The organism is Bacteroidales bacterium (assembly GCA_021648725.1).
GTDB lineage: Bacteria > Bacteroidota > Bacteroidia > Bacteroidales > JAADGE01 > JAADGE01.
This window is the reverse complement of sequence record JAKISF010000045.1, coordinates 1-19371: the sequence shown is the minus strand read 5'-3', so window position 1 is coordinate 19371 and position 19371 is coordinate 1. Positions and strand designations below refer to the sequence as shown.

The following is a 19371-nucleotide window of genomic DNA, read 5'->3' as shown; positions in this document are numbered from 1 at the left end:
TGATAGACTTGGGAAAAGGTTCATCAACTTCGTTATTGGTGACAGAAGCAACAAAACGGCTATCAAATTCTGGGATAAAATAAAAAATAACAAAATGGAGATAATCACAAGTGATTATTGGAAAGCACATGAAGTAATAGTTCCGAAAGCAAAACATATACAATCAAAAGCTGAAACTTTTACGGTAGAAGGTTACAACAGCTTATTTAGGCATTATTTAGCAAGGATGAGACGAAAATCAAAATGTTATTCGAAGAGCAAACAAATGCTGGAATTGTCAATGCTTCTGTTAATGCATAAACGAAACAACACTCTATCTATATTAATTTAGCAATGCCCTTTTTTTAACACAACATCTACAAAGAAAAAAACGGAAGCAGAATTGCTTTTTGTCGTTATTATAGAACCCTGTTACTGTTTTTTTGAAATATTCAATTAAGCCCGTGGATAAAAAATATAAATATTAAAAAAAAGGAAGTTTATTTATTTTTGGCAACCCTAAATCCTAAAGTCAAATCTTTAAAATTAGTTGCGTTATAAATTCTTTTTGTAATTCTTAATGTTGCTTCATACCCGTTATAATTTCCGCCTCTGCTTACTCTTTCAAGGCCTCCTTTTTCACATACAGGATTATCCTTTGGGCTTGTTTCATAATACTTTTCTTGGTAAACATCGAAAACCCACTCTTGAGCATTTCCTGTCATATCATACAATCCTAAATCATTAGGTTTTTTTTCGCCTACCTGATGCAATGTTTTACCGTTGTCCGTAAACCATGCAAGATCATTTGCATCATTACCTCCGCTGAATGCATAATTTTTTAGATTTTTACCTCCTCTTGCTGCATATTCCCATTCTGCTTCTGTAGGAAGCCTGTAACCGTTTGCGGTTTTATCATAAATAACTTTAAAAGTATTTTTTTTATCGTCTCTGATTACTCTGTAACATTTGTCTAAACGATTTAAACGACTAAGCCAATTACAGTACATTATTGCATCTTCCCAACTTACATTTGTTGCCGGCAAATTAATATCTCCTTCGGGTAAATCTAAACCGGCAGTTCTGCAAAAACCTGTATATTCTTCAATTGTTACTTCAAACCGCCCGATGCTGAAATCGTTTAATGTAACCAAATGAACCGGAAATTCATCGTAATAAATACTTTCGCTGATTCCCATTTTGAATGTACCACCCTCAACAAAAACGGTTTCGGGCGTTTTGTTTTGTGCAATTAATAAGTTTGCAAATAAGAAAAGAGAAAAGAACAATGTTAAATTTTTCATTTTAATGTTATTTTTTGTTTGGTTTACAAAGGTAATTAAATAAACGTTTACTTAAAATCTATAGCCAAAGGAAAATCATTTCCGCCTGAATATGATTGCGGATATTGCCTCACTCCTTTGAATCTTTTTGTGTATTCGGGAACTTGATCATCAAGGTAAGATTTTAATTCATAGATTGTTACCTTTCCGTCAAGCGGAGAGCCGTCTGCACTTCCGTTGAGAGCATCTAAAAGAATGTATGTGAAAAGTCCGTGTCCGAGGCTTTTAAATTCTATTGCAAATTGCTCGCTTCCGGCAGATGCCAAAACATGAATTCCGGTACTTCTTGAAAGTTGAGCTATTGCTTTTTCTCTGCCTGCACCTCTTTGTCCGAGTACTTTTGTTGCTCCGCCCGATTGGCAAGCATCCAAAATCATAATTTGTTTTAATGCTTTTATTTTACTGAAATTTTCTTGCATATAGTCTGCAATTATAGCTTTCTCACTAAGTTGTTCGGTATCATATAACCTTATGCAATCTGTAGGAACAAAATAAAAATCATTTCCTATCATACTTCCGTGTCCGGCATAATAGAAAATAAAAACATCTTGTGGTTTTGCATTTTTTGCAATTTCATTTACAGCATTAATAATGTTAGTTTTATCGGCATTTCTGTCAAATAAATTATAGAACTTCATGTTATTAAACAAAGGCTTGCTTCTTTTTTTTATCAGGTCGGAAAATGCTTTTGCATCGGCTTTTGCATAATTCAAGTTTAAGCTTTCGTTTTCGTATTTATCAATACCGACTGTGAGGATGTAGCAGTCCGGCAAATTTTCTTTGCTTTCAAAATATACTGTTTGTTCTATTGTGCCCGATTCAATTCTGCCCTCACTAAATGCGGATATTTGGATATTGTTTTCTCCCGGAACAAGTAATAATTGGATTTTTTCATTGGTTTTGTTTCCTCTTTTTATTCTTCTTGCTCCTGAATAATCGGAAATTATTCTTTTTCCGTTTTGCATTACTTTTATTTCATTAATGCCGCCGCCGTTATCAATAAGCTGGAATTCAATATCAATAATATCTTGTTTATATGCAGAATCGTTGAAAATTGTTTTAAAATTTAATGAAGGCGGCGGAGATTTTTGCAGATATTCATTAAGGTCAACATTTTCATTAATTAAGCCTCTTGTTTGATATGCATTTTGTAATAAGCCGGGACGATAAAAATCTTCAAAAAATTGATCGACATTGTAGGTTTTCATACCTTTTACATAAAAGATGTATTTTTTTGCTCCTGCATTTCCGTCAAAAAAGCCTCCTCTTGATTTCACAAACCAATCATCTCTTGAAAGTTGATAATATGTGTAAATAATTTTTCCGTTTACAATTTCCCAAACTTTAATTACGCCCTCAATGCTGCACGATATAAGTGTTTGATTGTCGGGAGTTATTTGCAATGAAGTTACTGCGGATTTATGCCCTTCAAATGTTCTTACTTTTTTACCTGTTTTTGCATCCCACATTTTTATATTTCCATCTGAACCTCCGGTAAAAATATATTTACTGAATTTTGAATAAATTACCGAATTAATTTTGCCTGAATGAGTTTTTATTTGGTTTATTTGAAACCCGGAGATAACATCAAAAATATTTATTTTTCCGTCCCAAGATGCAGATACAACTGTTTTTCCGTCGAAACTGAAATCAAAAGAAGTAACAATATCAGTATGTCCGATATAATCTCTGAACTTTTCTTGTGTATCAATTTCAAAAAACGAAAATTTTTTATTTAAACCTGCCGAAACAATATAGTTCCCGAATTCAGAAAACCCGGAAGTATATGCTTTGATTCCTTTAAAATATTTTTCGGTTTCGCCGGATTTTATATCCCAAATATATGTATCTCCGTCATAACTTGAAGTTAATAATTTTTCATTTGTTTTATCAAATTGAACGGAAAAAATCATTGAACGATGGGCTTTTAAAGTTTTAATAAGTTTTCCGTCAGTTGTATTCCATAACTTTACCTTTTTATCGCTGCTTCCTGTTGCAATCATTTTACCGTCGGGTGAAAAATCAAAACAAATTACACCTCCTGAGTGACCTGTAAGTTTAAAAACGGTTCTTCCTGTTTCAAAGTCAATAACTTTTGCAATGGAGTCTTTTTTGCCTATAATTAAAAGCTTACCGTCCGGGCTTAATTTTATTTTTGTTTTATAATCGAAATATGTTCTTGCCCAGAATTCCCAATATTCTTCTCTGTCGAGTTTGGTTCCGTAGTCTGCTTTATTTAGATAACCGATAAAGGTTCTTATTTTTTTACCTGTTGATGTTTTCCATAAAACAGCCGTTCCGTCATTGCTTGCAGATATTATATATTTTCCGTCGGGGCTGAATTCTGCATAATTAAGTTCTTTTTTGTGAGCTTTAACAGTTCTGATTTTCTTTCCTGTTTTTGTGTCAAAAATATAAATTGAATTTTCATCGGCAAGCAAGACTTTTGTTCCGTCAGCGGTAATATCAACTGAACTTACTTCTTTTTGTTCTTCAATATAAGTTTTTATTTTTTTTGCATTTTTCACATCCCATAAAACAAAAGGCCCGTTATGACTTCCGGAAATAATATATTTTTCATCGGAGCTGTATTTTGCATATGTACCGCAACCTCCACAACTGCCTTTATCAATTGAATTGTATGTTTTTTTAATTTCTCCGGTTTCAAAATCATAGACAACAGCTTTTCGATTGTCTTCCGAAACAAGTATGTCTTTATTATTCTTGCTTAATTGAATTTTAATTCCCGAGTTAGAACCGATATCCGGGCTTACTTTAATTTTTCTTATAAGTTCGCCGGTTTCGGTAAGATAAATTTTTAATTTCCTGTTTGTGCCTCCTATTGCAATGTATTTAGCATCAGACGTAAATGCAATTGAAGTTACTCCAATTTTAGAATATGATTTATCTTCCTTATCTTCGAATGTCATAATTAATTTTCCGCTTATAACTTCCCAAAGTTTTACTTTTTTGTCTGTACTTCCCGTGGCAATATATTTCCCGTCAGGCGTAAAACATAAAGCAAGTATGGTTCCTTCATGCCCCTGAAAAGTTCTCATTTCTCTGCCGGTTGCAAGTTCCCAAAGTTTTGCAGTTTTATCTCTGCCTCCTGTTATTAAAAATTTTCCGTCGGGGCTGAAAACAGCAACTTTTACGGCTCCTTGATGACCTCTTTGAATTACGGTTTCTAATTCTTGGGCATTGCTGACAATACCGATAAAAAATATTATTACAAATAATAATTGTCTTTTTTGTATCATAATTGTAGTTTTTACGGTTATTTTTTTTGTTTTATATGATTTAATATTTCATCAAAATATCTGTTGCAATAATTTGTCAATATTTTCTTTGTATCATCCGGATAAGATTTATAAACTTGCATAACAGATTTTTCCAGATTTATTTGATTTTTGAAAAGTTCATTTTCTTTTTGACTTTTGTATTTTCTTGCAATTTCAATTCTTACCGGGTAGTTTTTTTCAATATATTCAACATATTTATTAAAAATATAATAGGCATGATTAGGGAATAACTCTAAATTATTCTTATTGTTTTTAAATTGTATTTTTTCTGACTCTTTATAATTACGGGAACGAACTTTTTCGTTTGTATTATAAATACCGAAATAAACAGGAATATAAGGAAAAACACACCCGTTGTACGGACTTATCCAAATTAATGAACCAATCGGCTCAGGCATATTATTTCGTAATTGAGCAACAAAACTGAATTGAGTTGTTTCTGTGCAAACAGGTCTGATTTTATTTTGATGCGGATTTTTATTATCGGGTAATTTACAATACTCAGTATCCTCATAATGACTTGATAAAAGATTTTTAATATCTTTTATCCCAATCTTTCTTTTCGGAATAAAAGAAAAGGGCAAAGGAATATTATTTTCACTTAAATAGTTTTTTTGAAAAAGATTCATCCCTGCAAGATGTCGCGGAATATTATAACCGGCAATATTGCAAGCAGAATCTCCGTAAACTTTTCGAAAGTTAAAATTTTTGTCTTTTTCAGGATTATACCATCCTCTTTTTATTGCATAATCAATAATATCGGGTGATGATAGAAAATTTAAGGTGTCTTCTAAATTCACTTTTTGTATTGTGTAATAATTCGGAATTATTGCAACTTCATCATCAGGTATGCGTTGAGCAATCCATCTTTTGCCTTTAACAATTGAGAGCATCCAAGCCTCATTTTTATCTGCAATTGTATATGTTCTGCCGGAAGATTCGTAACCGAGTTCTTCAATAAGTTTTCCTCCGATTCTAACTGCATCTTTTGCGGAAGATGCTCTTCCTGCTAATATTTCTCTGAAATAATACCCAATATTTCCTTTTGCTGTATCTTCTTTTGAAGCACAGGCATCGGAACAAATTAATACCGAATTTTCATTAAGATATGCATCTCCGAACTTCTGTTTCGTAACTTGAAAACGAATATATGAAAATGTTTTTTCAAATTGTTTTATTTTTGTTCCGTTTAATAAAGTTAAAGAATCTGTATTTTTATAATTTTTTGAACCCACCTTAAACCAATTTACAATCATTTGCTTGCCCCCGTCATCTTCATTGTGTCCTATTAAAACCGAGCCGTCAAAACTTGCTTTTTTCCCGACTATAATAGTGTAGCAATCAGGATTTTGTTGAGAAAACACAGATTTTGACAACAGAAAAAGAATAATGACTTTCAGCAGTAATTTCATAAGTTGTAGTTATTTGTTATAAAACATATATAAAATGAAATTATATAACATTTCTCATTTTTAATTTATCTAAGAATTTATAAATTTACACAATTTTATAATAATTATCAAAATTCAAAGAAAATTAATATGTCAAAAAGAACAATCGTAACAATGCCGGGTGACGGAATAGGAAAAGCCGTTCTCGATGAAACATTAAGAGTATTGGATGCCGCAGGATTTGAAGCAGAATATGTTGAAGGTGATATAGGTTGGGAGTTCTGGAAAAGCGAAGGGAATCCGCTTCCGCAAAGAACTATTGATTTGATTGAAAAACATAAAGTTGCATTATTCGGTGCAATAACTTCAAAGCCAAAAGATGAAGCATTTGAGGAACTTGCTCCTGAACTGAAAGAAAAAGGGCTGGTTTATTCAAGCCCTATTGTCGGATTGCGTCAGCATTTCGGATTGGAAATTTGTGCTCGACCTTGTAAAACATATAAAGGAAATCCTTTGAATTTTATTCGCAGAGGAAAAGGCGATGATATTGAAGAACCTTTAGTTGATGTTGTTATTTTCCGTCAAAATACAGAAGGTTTGTACGGCGGAGTTGAATGGAGTAACCCTGAAAAAGATGTTTATGATATGTTTATGAGCCATCCGAAGTTTAAGAAAAATTTCGGCAAAGTTCCGAAAGAAGAGATATCAATATCTACAAGAATATTCTCGAAAGAAAGAACTGAAAATATTTTACGTGCAGCTTTTGATCATGCAAAAAAATACGGATATAAATCGGTAACACTTGCCGAAAAACCGAACGTAATTCGCGAAACTTCGGGAATGATGTATAAAATGGCATTAGAAATACAAAAAAATGATTATCCTGAAATTGAACTTTGGAATACGAATATTGATGCTCAAATGATGTGGCTTACTAAAAACCCTGAAAATTACGGAGTTATAGTTGCCGGAAATATGTTCGGTGATATTGTCTCTGACGGTTTTGCCGGATTAATCGGAGGGCTCGGTTTTGCTTGCTCAGCACAATGGAGTAAAGACGGAGTTGCAGTTTTTGAACCTACACACGGTTCGGCACCGAAATATGCCGATTATGAAACATCAATTGTAAATCCGATGGCAATGATTGAATCAGCTTGTATGATGCTTGATTATATTGATGAAAAAGATATTGCCGTAAAAATAAGAAATGCAGTAGCTGATGTAATTTCGGAAGGGAAAGTAAGAACTTATGATATGATGAAAATGAGAGGAACAGCCGATGTTGTTAAAAACGGAGCAGCATCAACTAAAGAAATGGCAGATGCTGTTATTGCAAAACTTTAATATTATTTATTATGACAGAAGACGTAAAAAAACTTTGGGGCGAAGAACTATCTTGGATAAAAGACAAAAAACTTCGTGAGGTTACTGCTAAAACTTGGGAACTTGCTTTAGAAAGAAGTGTATTAACGGCAGAAGATTTAAACACAATACCGTTTACATTGCTTTGCGGACCTGATTTGAAAGTAACTTTTATGGATCACAAAGTTTCGGTTGTGCATATTGCAAAAGATGCCGGAAATCAAATTAACAAATTTTATCACGGAGAACTTCCGGTAAATATGGATGTTCTAATTGCAGGTGCAATTCTTGCTGATGTAGGTAAGTTGCTTGAATATGTTTTAGACGATAACGGGAAAGCAGTTCAAGGAACATACGGCAAATATTTGCGACATCCGTTTTCGGGTGTATCAATTGCAGAAGAATGCGGTGTTCCTGCGGAAGTTTGCCATATAATTGCAACACATGCAGGTGAAGGTAATATGGTAAAAAGAACTACGGAGGCATATATTGTACATCATGCTGATTTTATGACTTTTTTACCTTTTAAAGAAAGATTAACAGTTTAAATCACTGAAATTTTATCTTAATAAAAAAAACCGTAAGTAAGTTCTTGCGGTTTTTTTTTATTAGATATTACTACAAACTCATATAAATTAATTCTGAAATTTTATTTCTAAAAATTCCTTTAATGTCAAATAAAATACCGTTTTCGGTAAGCCTTTCTTTAAAGAAATTTTCATCTAAGTTAATATATTCTTTATGGTTAACGGCAACTATAATTGCATCATAACCTTCTTCACATTTTTCTTTTAACTCAATTCCGTATTCTTCTTTTACTTCTTCTTTTGATGCATAGGGATCTACAGTATCAACAACAACTTTATAAGATTCTAACTCTTTTACGACATTTGCAACTTTTGTATTTCTGATATCGCTTACATTTTCCTTAAATGTAAAACCCATTACCAAAACTTTTGCATTAAGAATATGTTTATCTTGTGCGGCAATCATTTTAACGGTTTGCTTTGCAATATAACCTCCCATTGAGTCATTTACAAAACGACCTGAATTTATTATATGAGGATGATAACCTAACTCTTTTGCTTTATGAACTAAATAATAAGGATCAACACCTATGCAATGACCTCCGACTAAACCGGGCGAGAATTTTAAGAAGTTCCATTTTGTGCCTGCTGCTTCAAGCACCTCGTAAGTATTGATATTCAGCTTATTAAAAATAATTGAAAGTTCATTCATCAATGCAATATTAACATCTCGTTGTGTATTTTCAATAATTTTTGCTGCTTCCGCAACTTTAATTGAACTTGCTCTGTGTGTACCGTTTTCAAGAATTATATCATATATTTTTGCGATATTATCAAGAGATTCTTCATCACAACCTGATACAACTTTTGTTATTTTTGTGAGAGTATTAACTTTATCTCCCGGATTTATTCTTTCGGGAGAATAACCTACTTTAAAATCTTCGCAATATTTTAAACCGGAGTGTTTTTCTATAACCGGAACACAATCTTCTTCCGTACAACCCGGATATACAGTTGATTCAAATATCACATAATCTCCTTTTTTAATATTTTTTCCTACAGTTTTACATGCACTGAGAAGAGGTCTTAAATCAGGTTGGTTATGCTCATTTATCGGAGTAGGGACGGCAACTATATGAAAATCAGCAACTTTTAAGTCATCGGGGTTTGAAGTGAAATTAATATCAGTTCCTTTAAAATCTTCAACAGCTAATTCATTACTGGGATCAATATTGTTTTTCATCAATTCAATTCTTTCATCACTTATATCAAATCCTATAACTTTTATTCTTTTTGCAAACTCAAGAGCTATCGGTAAGCCTACATAGCCGAGTCCGATAACTGAAATTACTGCTTTTTGTCTGATTACTTTATTATACATAATGTATTGTTTTATTTTTTTAATAACGGATGATAATCTCCTTTTAAACCTGTCGGTTTTGCATTTCGGATATTATAAACTGTTTGGATTGTCTGTTTTATGGCATCTAAACCGAAACCGTTTCCTTTTAATATTTCTTGATAGCTTAATGTATGCAAATCAGTAAATCCTCCGCTGAATTCAATTTCTTCTCCGTCAACCGTGATTGAACGAAATATCCTTTGTCCTTTTGCTTTAATTTCATCAGGAATATTCTGATAATCAACACTAAGAAACCACCTTACATTTGCTTTTTTAAGTTTTAAAAAACCTGCTGCTTTTTCATCTTCCGAAATATGAACAATATTTTCTTTAACATCTCCGAAAATCCAAGTGAGCATATCAAAAAAATGAACACCTATGTTAGTTGCAACACCGCCTGATTTTTGATTTTCGCCTTTCCAACTTATAAAATACCAACGACCTCTGGAAGTTAAATATGTTAAATCAATATCATAAATTTTATCTTTCGGAGATTTTTCAACTTCCTCTTTCAATTTAATGATGTTCGGATGTAATCTTAGTTGCAGTATATTATTAATTTTTTGTCCGGTTTCTTTTTCAACTTCTCCCAAGGCATCAACATTCCACGGATTAAGAACCATAGGTTTTTCACAAATTGCATCGGCATGTTGTTTTAAGGCAAAACGAATATGAGAATCATGCAAATAATTTGGCGTACAAATACTTACATAATCAATACTTTTATTTTCGTTATGTCGAAGTTTATCAATATGGCGGTCAAAACGTTCGAATTCGGTAAAAAAATCTGCTTCCGGAAAATAACTGTCAATAATGCCGACGCTGTCAAATTTATCAAGTGCTGCAATTAAGTTATTTCCTGTTTCTTTGATTGCTTGCATATGACGTACTGCAATGTATCCGGCTGCTCCTATTAGGGCGAAGTTTTTCATTTACTTGGGTTAAAAGTTATAAAGGTAAAAGTTTAAAGTTTTTCTACAATTTGTTCTGTTAGTTTATATCTTTCATTACTCTCCGGGCAAACAGCTATTCCGTCATCATTAAAATTAAGACGATGCCCGTACTCACTCATCCAACCGATTTGTTTTGCAGGATTTCCGACAACAAGTGCATAATCTTTAACTTCTTTTGTAACAACCGCACCTGCTCCTATAAAAGCAAATTTTCCTATATTATGTCCGCAAACAATTGTTGCATTTGCACCTATTGATGCTCCTTTCCTGACAATTGTTTCTTCATATTCGCCTTTTCTTATAACAGCACTTCTGGGGTTTGTAACATTTGTGAAAACCATTGAAGGACCCAGAAAAACATCATCTTCACAAATAACACCGGTATAAATTGAAACATTATTTTGAATTTTTACGTTTTTCCCGAGAATAACATCGGGAGAGACGACAACATTTTGTCCGATATTGCATTTTTTTCCGATTTTACAATTTGACATTATATGAGAAAAATGCCAAATTTTTGTTCCTTCTCCTATTTCGCAGTTTTTATCAATTACTGCAGTTTCGTGAGCAAAATATTTTTTATCTGTCAGCATATTCTAAAACAGTTTCTGTTATGTATTTCAATTGTTCTTCCGTTAATTCGGTATGCATAGGCAAAGATAATACCTTATTGCTTAGTTCTTCCGTTACCGGAAAATCATTCTTTTTATATCCCAAATATTTATAGGCTTTTTGGAGATGTAAAGGATAAGGATAATATATCATTGCAGGAATATCTTTTTTATTAAGAAATTCTTTTAAACCGTTTCTGTCAATTCCGTTAAGTTGTATGGTATATTGATGGAATACGTGTGTTGAGTTTTTATCTCTTGCAGGTATTTTTATTTTCGGATGATTTTTGAATGTACTATCATAAAAATCGGCAGCTTTTTGCCTTGCTGAAATGTAATTATCTAAATATTTAAGTTTTACATTCAAAATTGCTGCTTGTATAGAATCAAGTCTTGAATTTACACCTATTTCGTCATGATAATATTTTACTTTTGAACCGTGATTTGTAATTTGTTTTAATTTAACTGCCAGTTCATCATCATTTGTAAAAATGGCACCTCCGTCGCCGAAACCACCGAGATTTTTTGACGGAAAAAAAGATGTGCATCCTATTGTGCCGATTGTTCCTAACTTCTTTGTTTCTCCGTTAACAAAAGTATATTCCCCGCCTATTGCTTGTGCCGTATCTTCAATAATATGTAAATTATGCTTTTTTGCAACTTGCATAATTATCTCCATATCAGTAGCTTGCCCGAACATGTGAACAGGAACTATTGCTTTTGTTTTAGAAGTTATTGCTTTTTCAACTTCTTCGGGAATAAGATTAAATGTATCTTTATCGACATCAACAAATTTTAATTTTAAACCGAGAAGTGCAACAACTTCAACTGTTGCAATAAACGTAAAATCAGTAGTTATTACTTCGTCTCTCGGCTTTAAACCCAGTGCCATTAATGCAATTTGCAATGCATCTGTTCCGTTAGCACACGGAATAACATGTTTTACTCTTAAATATTCTTCTAAGTTTTTTGCAAATTCTTTAACGGCAGGTCCGTTTATAAATGCTCCGCTGTCAATAACTTTATAAATTGCTGTATCTATTTCAGTTTTTATATTTTGATATTGACTTTTTAAGTCAACCATTTGAATATTATCCATTTTAAAACTTTATTTTGCAAAATGAACAGCTCTGATTTCTCTGATAACAGTTATTTTTACTTGCCCCGGATATGTCATTTCTTCTTCAATACGCTTAGCAATATTGAAAGAAATTTTATCAATATCTTTATCCGCAACTTTATCGCTGCCTACGATAACACGTAATTCTCTTCCGGCTTGAATTGCATAGGTTTTAACAACACCTTCTTCTTCAGCAGCAATAGTTTCTAATTTTTTAATTCGTTTAATATAAGATTCAGCAACTTCTCTTCTTGCCCCGGGTCTTGCACCTGAAATAGCATCACAAACTTGTACAATAGGAGAAATTAAACTTGCCATTTCAACTTCATCGTGATGTGCCCCGATTGCATTGCAAACTTCGGGTTTCTCTTTATATCGTTCTGCTAATTTCATACCGTATATTGCATGAGGTATTTCAATTTCTTCATCAGGCACTTTTCCTATATCGTGCAATAAGCCGGCTCTTTTAGCAGTTTTTGCATTTAATCCAAGTTCGGTAGCCATTACTGCACATAGCTTTGCAGTTTCTCTTGAATGCTGCAAAAGATTTTGACCGTATGAAGAGCGATATTTCATTTTACCTACCAAACGAAGTATTTCTCTGTGTAAACCGTGAATACCTAAATCAATTGCTGTTTTCTTACCAGTTTCCATTATTTCTTCCTCTAGTTGTTCTTTTGTTCTTTGAACAACTTCTTCAATTCTGGCAGGATGTATTCTTCCGTCTGTAACCAACTGATGCAATGCTAGTCTTGCAACCTCTCTTCTTATGGGGTCAAAACTTGATAATACAATTGATTCAGGTGTATCGTCAACAATAATTTCAATTCCGGTTGCTGCTTCCAATGCTCTGATATTTCTTCCTTCTCTACCAATTATTCGCCCTTTCATATCATCACTTTCAATATGAAAAACAGTTACGGCATTTTCTATTGCACTTTCAGTTCCTATACGTTGTATTGTTTTTATTATTATCTTTTTCGCTTCTTTATTTGCTGTAATTTTAGCTTCTTCAATAATATCATTAATGTGAGACATTGCTTCGGTTTTTGCTTCTGCCTTTAGTGATATTATTAACTCTGACTTAGCATCAACAGCAGAAATTCCTGCAATATTTTCAAGTTTTTCTATGTGTTGTTTATGTACTTTTTCTAATTCTTCGGTTTTATGTTCGACAACTTGAAGTTGTTTTGTTAAATTTTCACGAATAGCATTGTTCTCTTGTTTAGTTACTTCAATTTCTTTTGTTTTGCCTTTTAACTCGTCACGCCGAAGGTTTAAACTATTTTCTCTTTGTTTTAATTTATTTTCTTCAACCTGAATTTTAGAATTTCTTTCATTAATAGTATTTTCATGTTTTTCTTTAAGTTGTAAAAACTTTTCTTTTGCTTGTAATATTTTTTCTTTTTTGATTACTTCCGATTCAACTTCTGCTTCTTTAATAATTTCATCGGCTTTTTTGTGCATTGTTTTAATTTTGACAAAATATCCCAAAACAAAACCGACTATCAAAGTCAGCACGCTAATTATTATCATTATCTCATCCATTTTTTTGTTTTTATATTATAAAAAAACCCGCAATCTCTCAAATATTTAAAAAAAGCTCCTTAAAAAGCATTCCTGGAGTTGCCTTTTAGTTCAAACTTTCACTGCCTAAAAAAGGTTTTGACGAATCAAAATTGCGATCTGTTTTCCCTAAAAATGAGCTTTAATACTCCAAATTTGTTAGTGTTGAGCTTAACAAACAGTTTTGAGAAATATGCGGGCTGTATTTGCCTTTATTTATTTATATCAAATTTACAAAATATTAATCAACTTTACAAAAAAATCATTATTTATTTTGATTAATATAATCTTCTAATTCAACATTAATCTGTCTTATCTCATCATTTACGTGTGATAAATTATTCTCAGTTTCATTAACTAAGTAATTCTTAGTGTATTGTAATGCTGTCATCGCTAATAAATCCACCATCTCACGTTCAGCATATTTTGTTCTGTACTGTGTTAATTTATCATTAATTATCTTTGCTGCCTTTCTGATAAGCTCTTCTTCATCTCTGTTAATTCGCATAGGATAATATTTATCTCCGATATTTATTCTTATAGAAAGTTTATCATCCATTTTAATCAGTATTAATTATTCATTTAATAACCCTATGCTTCTGTCAATTTCCCGCACAATCTTGTTAATTTTATTCTTTACTTCTGTTTTATCTTCTTCTGTTAAACTTATTGTTTTTGCAATTTTTAAAGTTTCTGTTTTATTTTTCAGTTCTTTAATTTGTTTTTCTTTCTGTTCAATTTGTTCTTTTAATTCTTTATTTTGAATTAATAATCCATTTGTTGTTTCTTTTTTCTTTTCATATAAAGATAATATTCGTTCTATTAAAGACTTTAATTTAATTATTTCGGCATAATTATCTTCCATTTTCAAATATTATTCTGCACACAAAAGTAATACAGTAATTTTTAAAATAAAAATATATATTAAAACACTTTAATCCGAAAGTTTTTCAAAATTAACATAATTTCTTCTGAACCCTTTATAAACAGGTAATCATTTTTGATATTCTAAGAAAATAAGTCAGGTTTTGGAACTAACCTCTTGTTGTTTTTGAATTTTAATTCTTTTAGCACCTTCATTTATTTGATTACAGACATAATCAAGAGACAGATAGAAAGACAAACATATTCTAATTTTTTCGACAAAATTTGAAAAAGCATGATTTTTCTTTGCGATAGTTCTTTTAATAAGTTCAAGCAGTAAATAACAGATTAAAGCGATATATATTTGTGATTTTACGGCATTTTCACTTGTTCCGATAAATGTTTTTACTTGCAAGTTCTGTTTTAATGCTTTGAAAAACAATTCGATATCCCAACGTTTCTTATATAAATCTGCAATAGTTGAAGCTTTCCAATCAAGTTGATTGCAAATAATTTCAATTACTTTATTTTCATCTTCTTTATAGACATGAACCAATCGAAGCTTATGTTTGCTTATTCCTGTTTTAACTGCTTTGTCAGATGTCAACATTATAATCTCATCTTTTAGAATGTTTTGTTCAATATTATCAGGTTGATCTAATTCTTCAATAGTTTGGTAAACTGTATTTGTTTTTATTCGTGTAACAAAAATGTTTTCAGCTTTAATTCTGCTGTGCATTAATGAAAAATCAAAATAAGCTCTGTCTTCAACAATAATTGTGTTTTTAGTGAATACGAATTGACTTAAACCATAACGGTCATGAAGTTTTGCTTCGGTTATATTTACCACATCGGGAAGCATTAATGTATCATCCCGACACGTATGAATTTTTATGCCTCCTTTTGCTGTCCGATATTTTGCCCAATCAAACATTGACAGACATAAGGATATTGTTGAACTGTCAATCAGTTTTATTCGTTGGTTTTTGATTTCCTCAATGATATGTCCTTTATGATGTGTTGCAAGCACTCTTTGGTAATGATTTGAAAGCCTGTAATACAGACTTTCAAAAATTCGATAATCTCGTTTCTTATTTCCGTCACTCATGGTTGAACGTGCAGGACTTTGCTTTAATCCTAAATCTGCAATATATGTTTTACTTACTCCGATACCGACAGAAATATCACTTAATGTTGAGCATTTATTCAGCTGTCCGAAAGTCATGGATACAAATTGGTCATAAGCCTTATCCTTGCTGCACCCTTTATCGCCTTTATAAGTGTTGGTACAGGATTGAAGTAGCCAACGAGGTGCTAAATCAATTATTTGTCTGACAACAGGTTTATTTGTATTTTTGGTTCGTCTAAAAAGTCCCATATATTATCTTTTCTTGTTCAAATCAAAGATAAGGGACTTTTTGGATTTTTAAACTTTCGGATAGTTGTGATCTTTATTGTTTAAAATAAGATTTTTATAACAACAATCAATTAACTTATCAAAAAAAATTGTATCTTGCGTAGATTACACCTATTTTTGATAAATTTAATATTTGCATAGCTATGAAAAACAAATCTTTCTTTAAAATCTTAATCATCGGAATAATTTTTATTTCGATACATTTTTCTTCATACTCCCAAGTTTTAATTTCCGAAAGTTCAGGAACTCCGGATGCATCAGCAATATTGGATATTAAGTCAACCTCAAAAGGATTATTAATTCCGAGAATGACAACTGCTCAACGAAACAGTATTGTAACACCTACACAAGGTTTATTAGTTTTTGATTCAAGTGTCGGAAGTTTCTTTATCTACGGAAAAAACTATGAAGGAAAAACAACATGGATTGATTTATCCTCAGATGCCGGGTTATGGACTAAAAGTGCAGGAACGGTTTATCTGACCAATTCAACCTACAATATCGGTGTAGGCACATCAAGTCCTACCGGCAACTTTGTTGTTCAGGCAAACAGCGGCGACCTTACTGATGCAGATGTTTTATTTGAGGTAAAAGATAAATTCGGCAAAACAATATTTGAAGTAACTTCTGCCGGTGTAAAAGCTTATGTTAAAGATCCTACAAAAGCCGTTTCCGGCGGTTTTGCGGTAGGCAAGTACGGAGCCGCCAAAGGATTAGGCGAATTATTTGTCGTAACATCAGACAGTACAAGAGTTTATACAGATGCAAATGCAAGTATTTCAGGCGGTTTTGCAGTAGGCAAATACGGAGCCGCCAAAGGAGCCTTTAAATACTTTTTTACACATTCCGACAGCACACGAATTTATACAGATGATGCCGTTACCGGAAAAGGAGTTTCAGGCGGTTTTGCAGTAGGCAAATACGGAGCAGCCAAAGCTCCCGGCGATAAATATATGCACATGACCAGAGAGAACTATTTCATAGGTCACAGTGCCGGATTGAAAACTGTTCCCGGAACTACGCCTGTCGGACGTTTTAATATATTCTTGGGTTACGAAAGCGGTTTAAATAATACATCAGGTTATTATAATACTTTTATGGGTCACAACTCAGGTTTAGGTGCGGTAGGTTCTAACGGATTGCGAAATACATTTCTGGGTTATCAAACAGGGTATAGTATTTCAAACGGTTCTGATAATGTTCTGCTCGGGTATCAAGCCGGTTACAGTGTAACAACTGCCGGTAATAATATAAGTGTCGGCAGTAATGCCGGTTTCAACAATACAAATAACAGCGACAATATATTTATAGGAAGAGAAGCAGGGTATAACCATACCGGAAACGGAGCAGTAAACAATGCAATAAATAATATATATATCGGCTTACAAGCCGGTTACGGTGATATTATAAACGGAAATCAAGGGAACAACAATATTTTCATGGGAACAAAAAGCGGAAATGCTAATTACGACGGACATGAAAATGTGTTTATAGGAAATGAAACAGGAATTGTAAATACTACCGGCTCATTTAATATATTTCTTGGAAACCAAAGCGGAAATGCAAACACAACCGGAACAGGAAATGCATTTTTAGGTCTTTGGAGCGGAGCAAGCAACACAACAGGCAGTCAAAATACATTCTTAGGAGTAGGTTGCGGCAGTTTAAGTAAGACAGCCTCAAACAATGTTTTTATCGGTGTTAACGCAGGTGCAAACCATGATGTAGGGCTAAATAATGTATATATCGGAAATGAAGCAGGAAAGGGAACTAATGATGGCGGCAATCCTGCCACAACATATGAAAGAGGTGTCAATAATGTATTTGTAGGTTATCAATCTGGGTATGTTAACACATCAGGAGGATACAATCTTTTTTCGGGGTATCAAAGCGGTTACAGTAACACAACAGGAAATTCAAATGTTTTTCTGGGACGTGCAAGCGGATACAGTAATACAACCGGAGGAATAAATAACTTTATAGGATATCAAGCGGGGTATTCAAATACAACAGGTGTAAATAATATTTTCCTGGGATATAATGCCGGTTATTCTTTCCAAACAGAAAACGGTAACATTATTATCGGTAATTTTACCGGTAATTTACAAACTACAGGTTGGGGAAATACATATATGGGAATATATGCAGCACAAGATATTACAGCAGGAAGCAACAACCTATTCCTAGGTTCGGCAGCAGGCCAACAAATTGCATCCGGGTCTTCTAATGTAATATTGGGCTCTTATGCCGGATATGCCGGAACATCAGGAGCCGGAAGTTATAACATCATTATCGGGAACGGAGCAGGATATAATGTAAACGGGGATTACAACGTTTTTATAGGCTCTTCTGCAGGTTTTAACGAAACAGGGTCAAATAAATTATATATTGACAATTCATCTACGGCAACTCCTTTAATTTATGGAGATTTTGCAGCAAATACTATACAGGTAAACGGAACATTAACATTCAATGCAGGAACAAACTCCGTTACATTACCTAACGTCAGAGGAACAGGTGGTTATATTTTAACTACTGACGGTGCAGGAGGATCAAGCTGGTCATCAATTACAAGTTTAGATAACGATTGGACAGTATCGGGAAGCAATATGTATTCTTCTGTTACCGGATATGTAGGCATAGGAACTGCTGCTCCGTCATATAAGTTTCATGTTATTGACAGTTATCTTGCAATTGCAGGACAAGCAAACGGAACCGGTACAGCTAATTACGGTGTTTACGGAAATGCAAACGGTGCTGCTACTACAAACTATGGAGTTTATGGATACGCATCAAGCGGAGCAACAAATTGGGCAGGTTATTTTGCCGGAAATGTGAATGTTACAGGAACATTATCAAAAGGTGCCGGCACATTTAAAATTGATCACCCTTTAGACCCCGAAAATAAATATTTATATCATTCATTTGTAGAAAGCCCCGATATGATGAATATTTATAACGGTAATGTTATTTTAGACAATAACGGAGAAGCTGTTATTACAATGCCCGATTGGTTTGAGGCTCTTAATATGGATTTTCGTTATCAATTAACAGCAGTAGGCTCTCCGGGACCTAATTTATATATTAAGAATAAAATCAAAGGTAATAAATTTGTAATTGCAGGAGGAACAGCCGACATGGAAGTGTCTTGGATGGTAACCGGTATAAGACATGATGCGTTTGCAAATAAAAACAGAGTTAAGGTTGAAGTTGATAAAAATGCAGGTGAAAAAGGTAAATATCTTTATCCTGATGCTTTTAATCAACCGAAAGAAAAAGGAATTGATTTTGAAATACAGAAAAAATAATAAAATCCTCAGCTCAATTTAAAAAATATTTACAAAGAGTTCTGTGTCATTTTTTGGCACGGAATTTTTTTTACAGAATTTAGTTTAATCTATTATTAGTCAATGTCGTTTAGTTAAGGATTAATCATAACTGTGTAAAAATAAGAAAAATATAATAAAAAGTTCTTTGAAATTTTGCTTTTTAAAAATAGTATTTATTTTTACGGTATATATAGGGGGTAAGTGT

At 32.8% G+C, this 19371-nt stretch carries 14 protein-coding genes and 1 pseudogene; 4 read left to right on the top strand and 11 right to left on the bottom strand.

Annotated elements, in window-relative coordinates:
- Window positions 1–61 precede the first annotated feature (61 nt).
- On the top strand, window positions 62–331 hold the full coding sequence (locus L3J35_12800) for a hypothetical protein (GenBank protein MCF6367061.1): 270 nt from the start codon (window positions 62–64) through the stop codon (window positions 329–331).
- Window positions 332–479: 148 nt separating this feature from the next.
- On the opposite strand, the gene L3J35_12795 is transcribed toward L3J35_12800, so the two are convergent.
- Genes L3J35_12795 through L3J35_12785 form a run of 3 tightly spaced genes read right to left on the bottom strand, consistent with a single transcriptional unit; the run spans window position 480 to window position 6036 of the window.
- Window positions 480–1283 carry a formylglycine-generating enzyme family protein gene (locus L3J35_12795; protein ID MCF6367060.1) on the bottom strand — a complete coding sequence of 268 codons (804 nt, stop codon included), beginning with the start codon at window positions 1281–1283 and terminating at the stop codon, window positions 480–482.
- 47 nt (window positions 1284–1330) lie between these two features.
- A complete protein-coding gene (locus L3J35_12790; GenBank protein MCF6367059.1) occupies window positions 1331–4582 on the bottom strand; it encodes a caspase family protein in 3252 nt (1083 codons plus the stop codon).
- Between the two features lie 17 nt (window positions 4583–4599).
- Window positions 4600–6036 carry a C69 family dipeptidase gene (locus tag L3J35_12785; GenBank protein ID MCF6367058.1) on the bottom strand — a complete coding sequence of 479 codons (1437 nt, stop codon included), beginning with the start codon at window positions 6034–6036 and terminating at the stop codon, window positions 4600–4602.
- A 129-nt stretch (window positions 6037–6165) separates the two neighbouring features.
- Between L3J35_12785 and L3J35_12780 the strand changes: the two genes are divergently transcribed.
- Together L3J35_12780 and L3J35_12775 are read left to right on the top strand one after the other, a co-directional pair.
- The gene (locus L3J35_12780; protein ID MCF6367057.1) at window positions 6166–7359 is read left to right on the top strand and encodes an isocitrate/isopropylmalate family dehydrogenase; all 1194 of its coding nucleotides are present in this window, start codon (window positions 6166–6168) and stop codon (window positions 7357–7359) included.
- An 11-nt stretch (window positions 7360–7370) separates the two neighbouring features.
- Window positions 7371–7925: an HDIG domain-containing protein gene (locus tag L3J35_12775; protein ID MCF6367056.1), complete on the top strand. Its 555-nt coding sequence runs from the start codon at window positions 7371–7373 to the stop codon at window positions 7923–7925.
- 70 nt (window positions 7926–7995) lie between these two features.
- Here the strand turns inward: L3J35_12775 and L3J35_12770 are convergent, their stop codons facing one another.
- From L3J35_12770 to L3J35_12735, 8 genes and pseudogenes are all read right to left on the bottom strand, one after another.
- On the bottom strand, window positions 7996–9285 hold the full coding sequence (locus L3J35_12770; GenBank protein MCF6367055.1) for a nucleotide sugar dehydrogenase: 1290 nt from the start codon (window positions 9283–9285) through the stop codon (window positions 7996–7998).
- A gap of 11 nt (window positions 9286–9296) precedes the next feature.
- Window positions 9297–10238, bottom strand: a complete 942-nt coding sequence (locus L3J35_12765; GenBank protein ID MCF6367054.1) for a Gfo/Idh/MocA family oxidoreductase — start codon at window positions 10236–10238, stop codon at window positions 9297–9299.
- 32 nt (window positions 10239–10270) lie between these two features.
- On the bottom strand, window positions 10271–10852 hold the full coding sequence (locus L3J35_12760; protein ID MCF6367053.1) for an N-acetyltransferase: 582 nt from the start codon (window positions 10850–10852) through the stop codon (window positions 10271–10273).
- A complete protein-coding gene (locus L3J35_12755; GenBank protein ID MCF6367052.1) occupies window positions 10839–11969 on the bottom strand; it encodes a DegT/DnrJ/EryC1/StrS family aminotransferase in 1131 nt (376 codons plus the stop codon). The genes L3J35_12760 and L3J35_12755 overlap by 14 nt, the downstream gene beginning before the upstream one ends.
- A gap of 9 nt (window positions 11970–11978) precedes the next feature.
- Window positions 11979–13538 carry a ribonuclease Y gene (gene rny, locus L3J35_12750; protein MCF6367051.1) on the bottom strand — a complete coding sequence of 520 codons (1560 nt, stop codon included), beginning with the start codon at window positions 13536–13538 and terminating at the stop codon, window positions 11979–11981.
- A 283-nt stretch (window positions 13539–13821) separates the two neighbouring features.
- Window positions 13822–14115, bottom strand: a complete 294-nt coding sequence (locus L3J35_12745; protein ID MCF6367050.1) for a cell division protein ZapA — start codon at window positions 14113–14115, stop codon at window positions 13822–13824.
- A 15-nt stretch (window positions 14116–14130) separates the two neighbouring features.
- Window positions 14131–14421 (bottom strand): hypothetical protein, encoded by a 291-nt coding sequence (locus L3J35_12740; protein MCF6367049.1) that lies wholly within the window; start codon window positions 14419–14421, stop codon window positions 14131–14133.
- A gap of 143 nt (window positions 14422–14564) precedes the next feature.
- Window positions 14565–15798 (bottom strand): annotated as a pseudogene (locus L3J35_12735) (IS4 family transposase).
- A gap of 182 nt (window positions 15799–15980) precedes the next feature.
- Here L3J35_12735 and L3J35_12730 point away from each other — a divergent pair.
- A complete protein-coding gene (locus L3J35_12730) occupies window positions 15981–19145 on the top strand; it encodes a hypothetical protein (GenBank protein MCF6367048.1) in 3165 nt (1054 codons plus the stop codon).
- Window positions 19146–19371 lie beyond the last annotated feature (226 nt).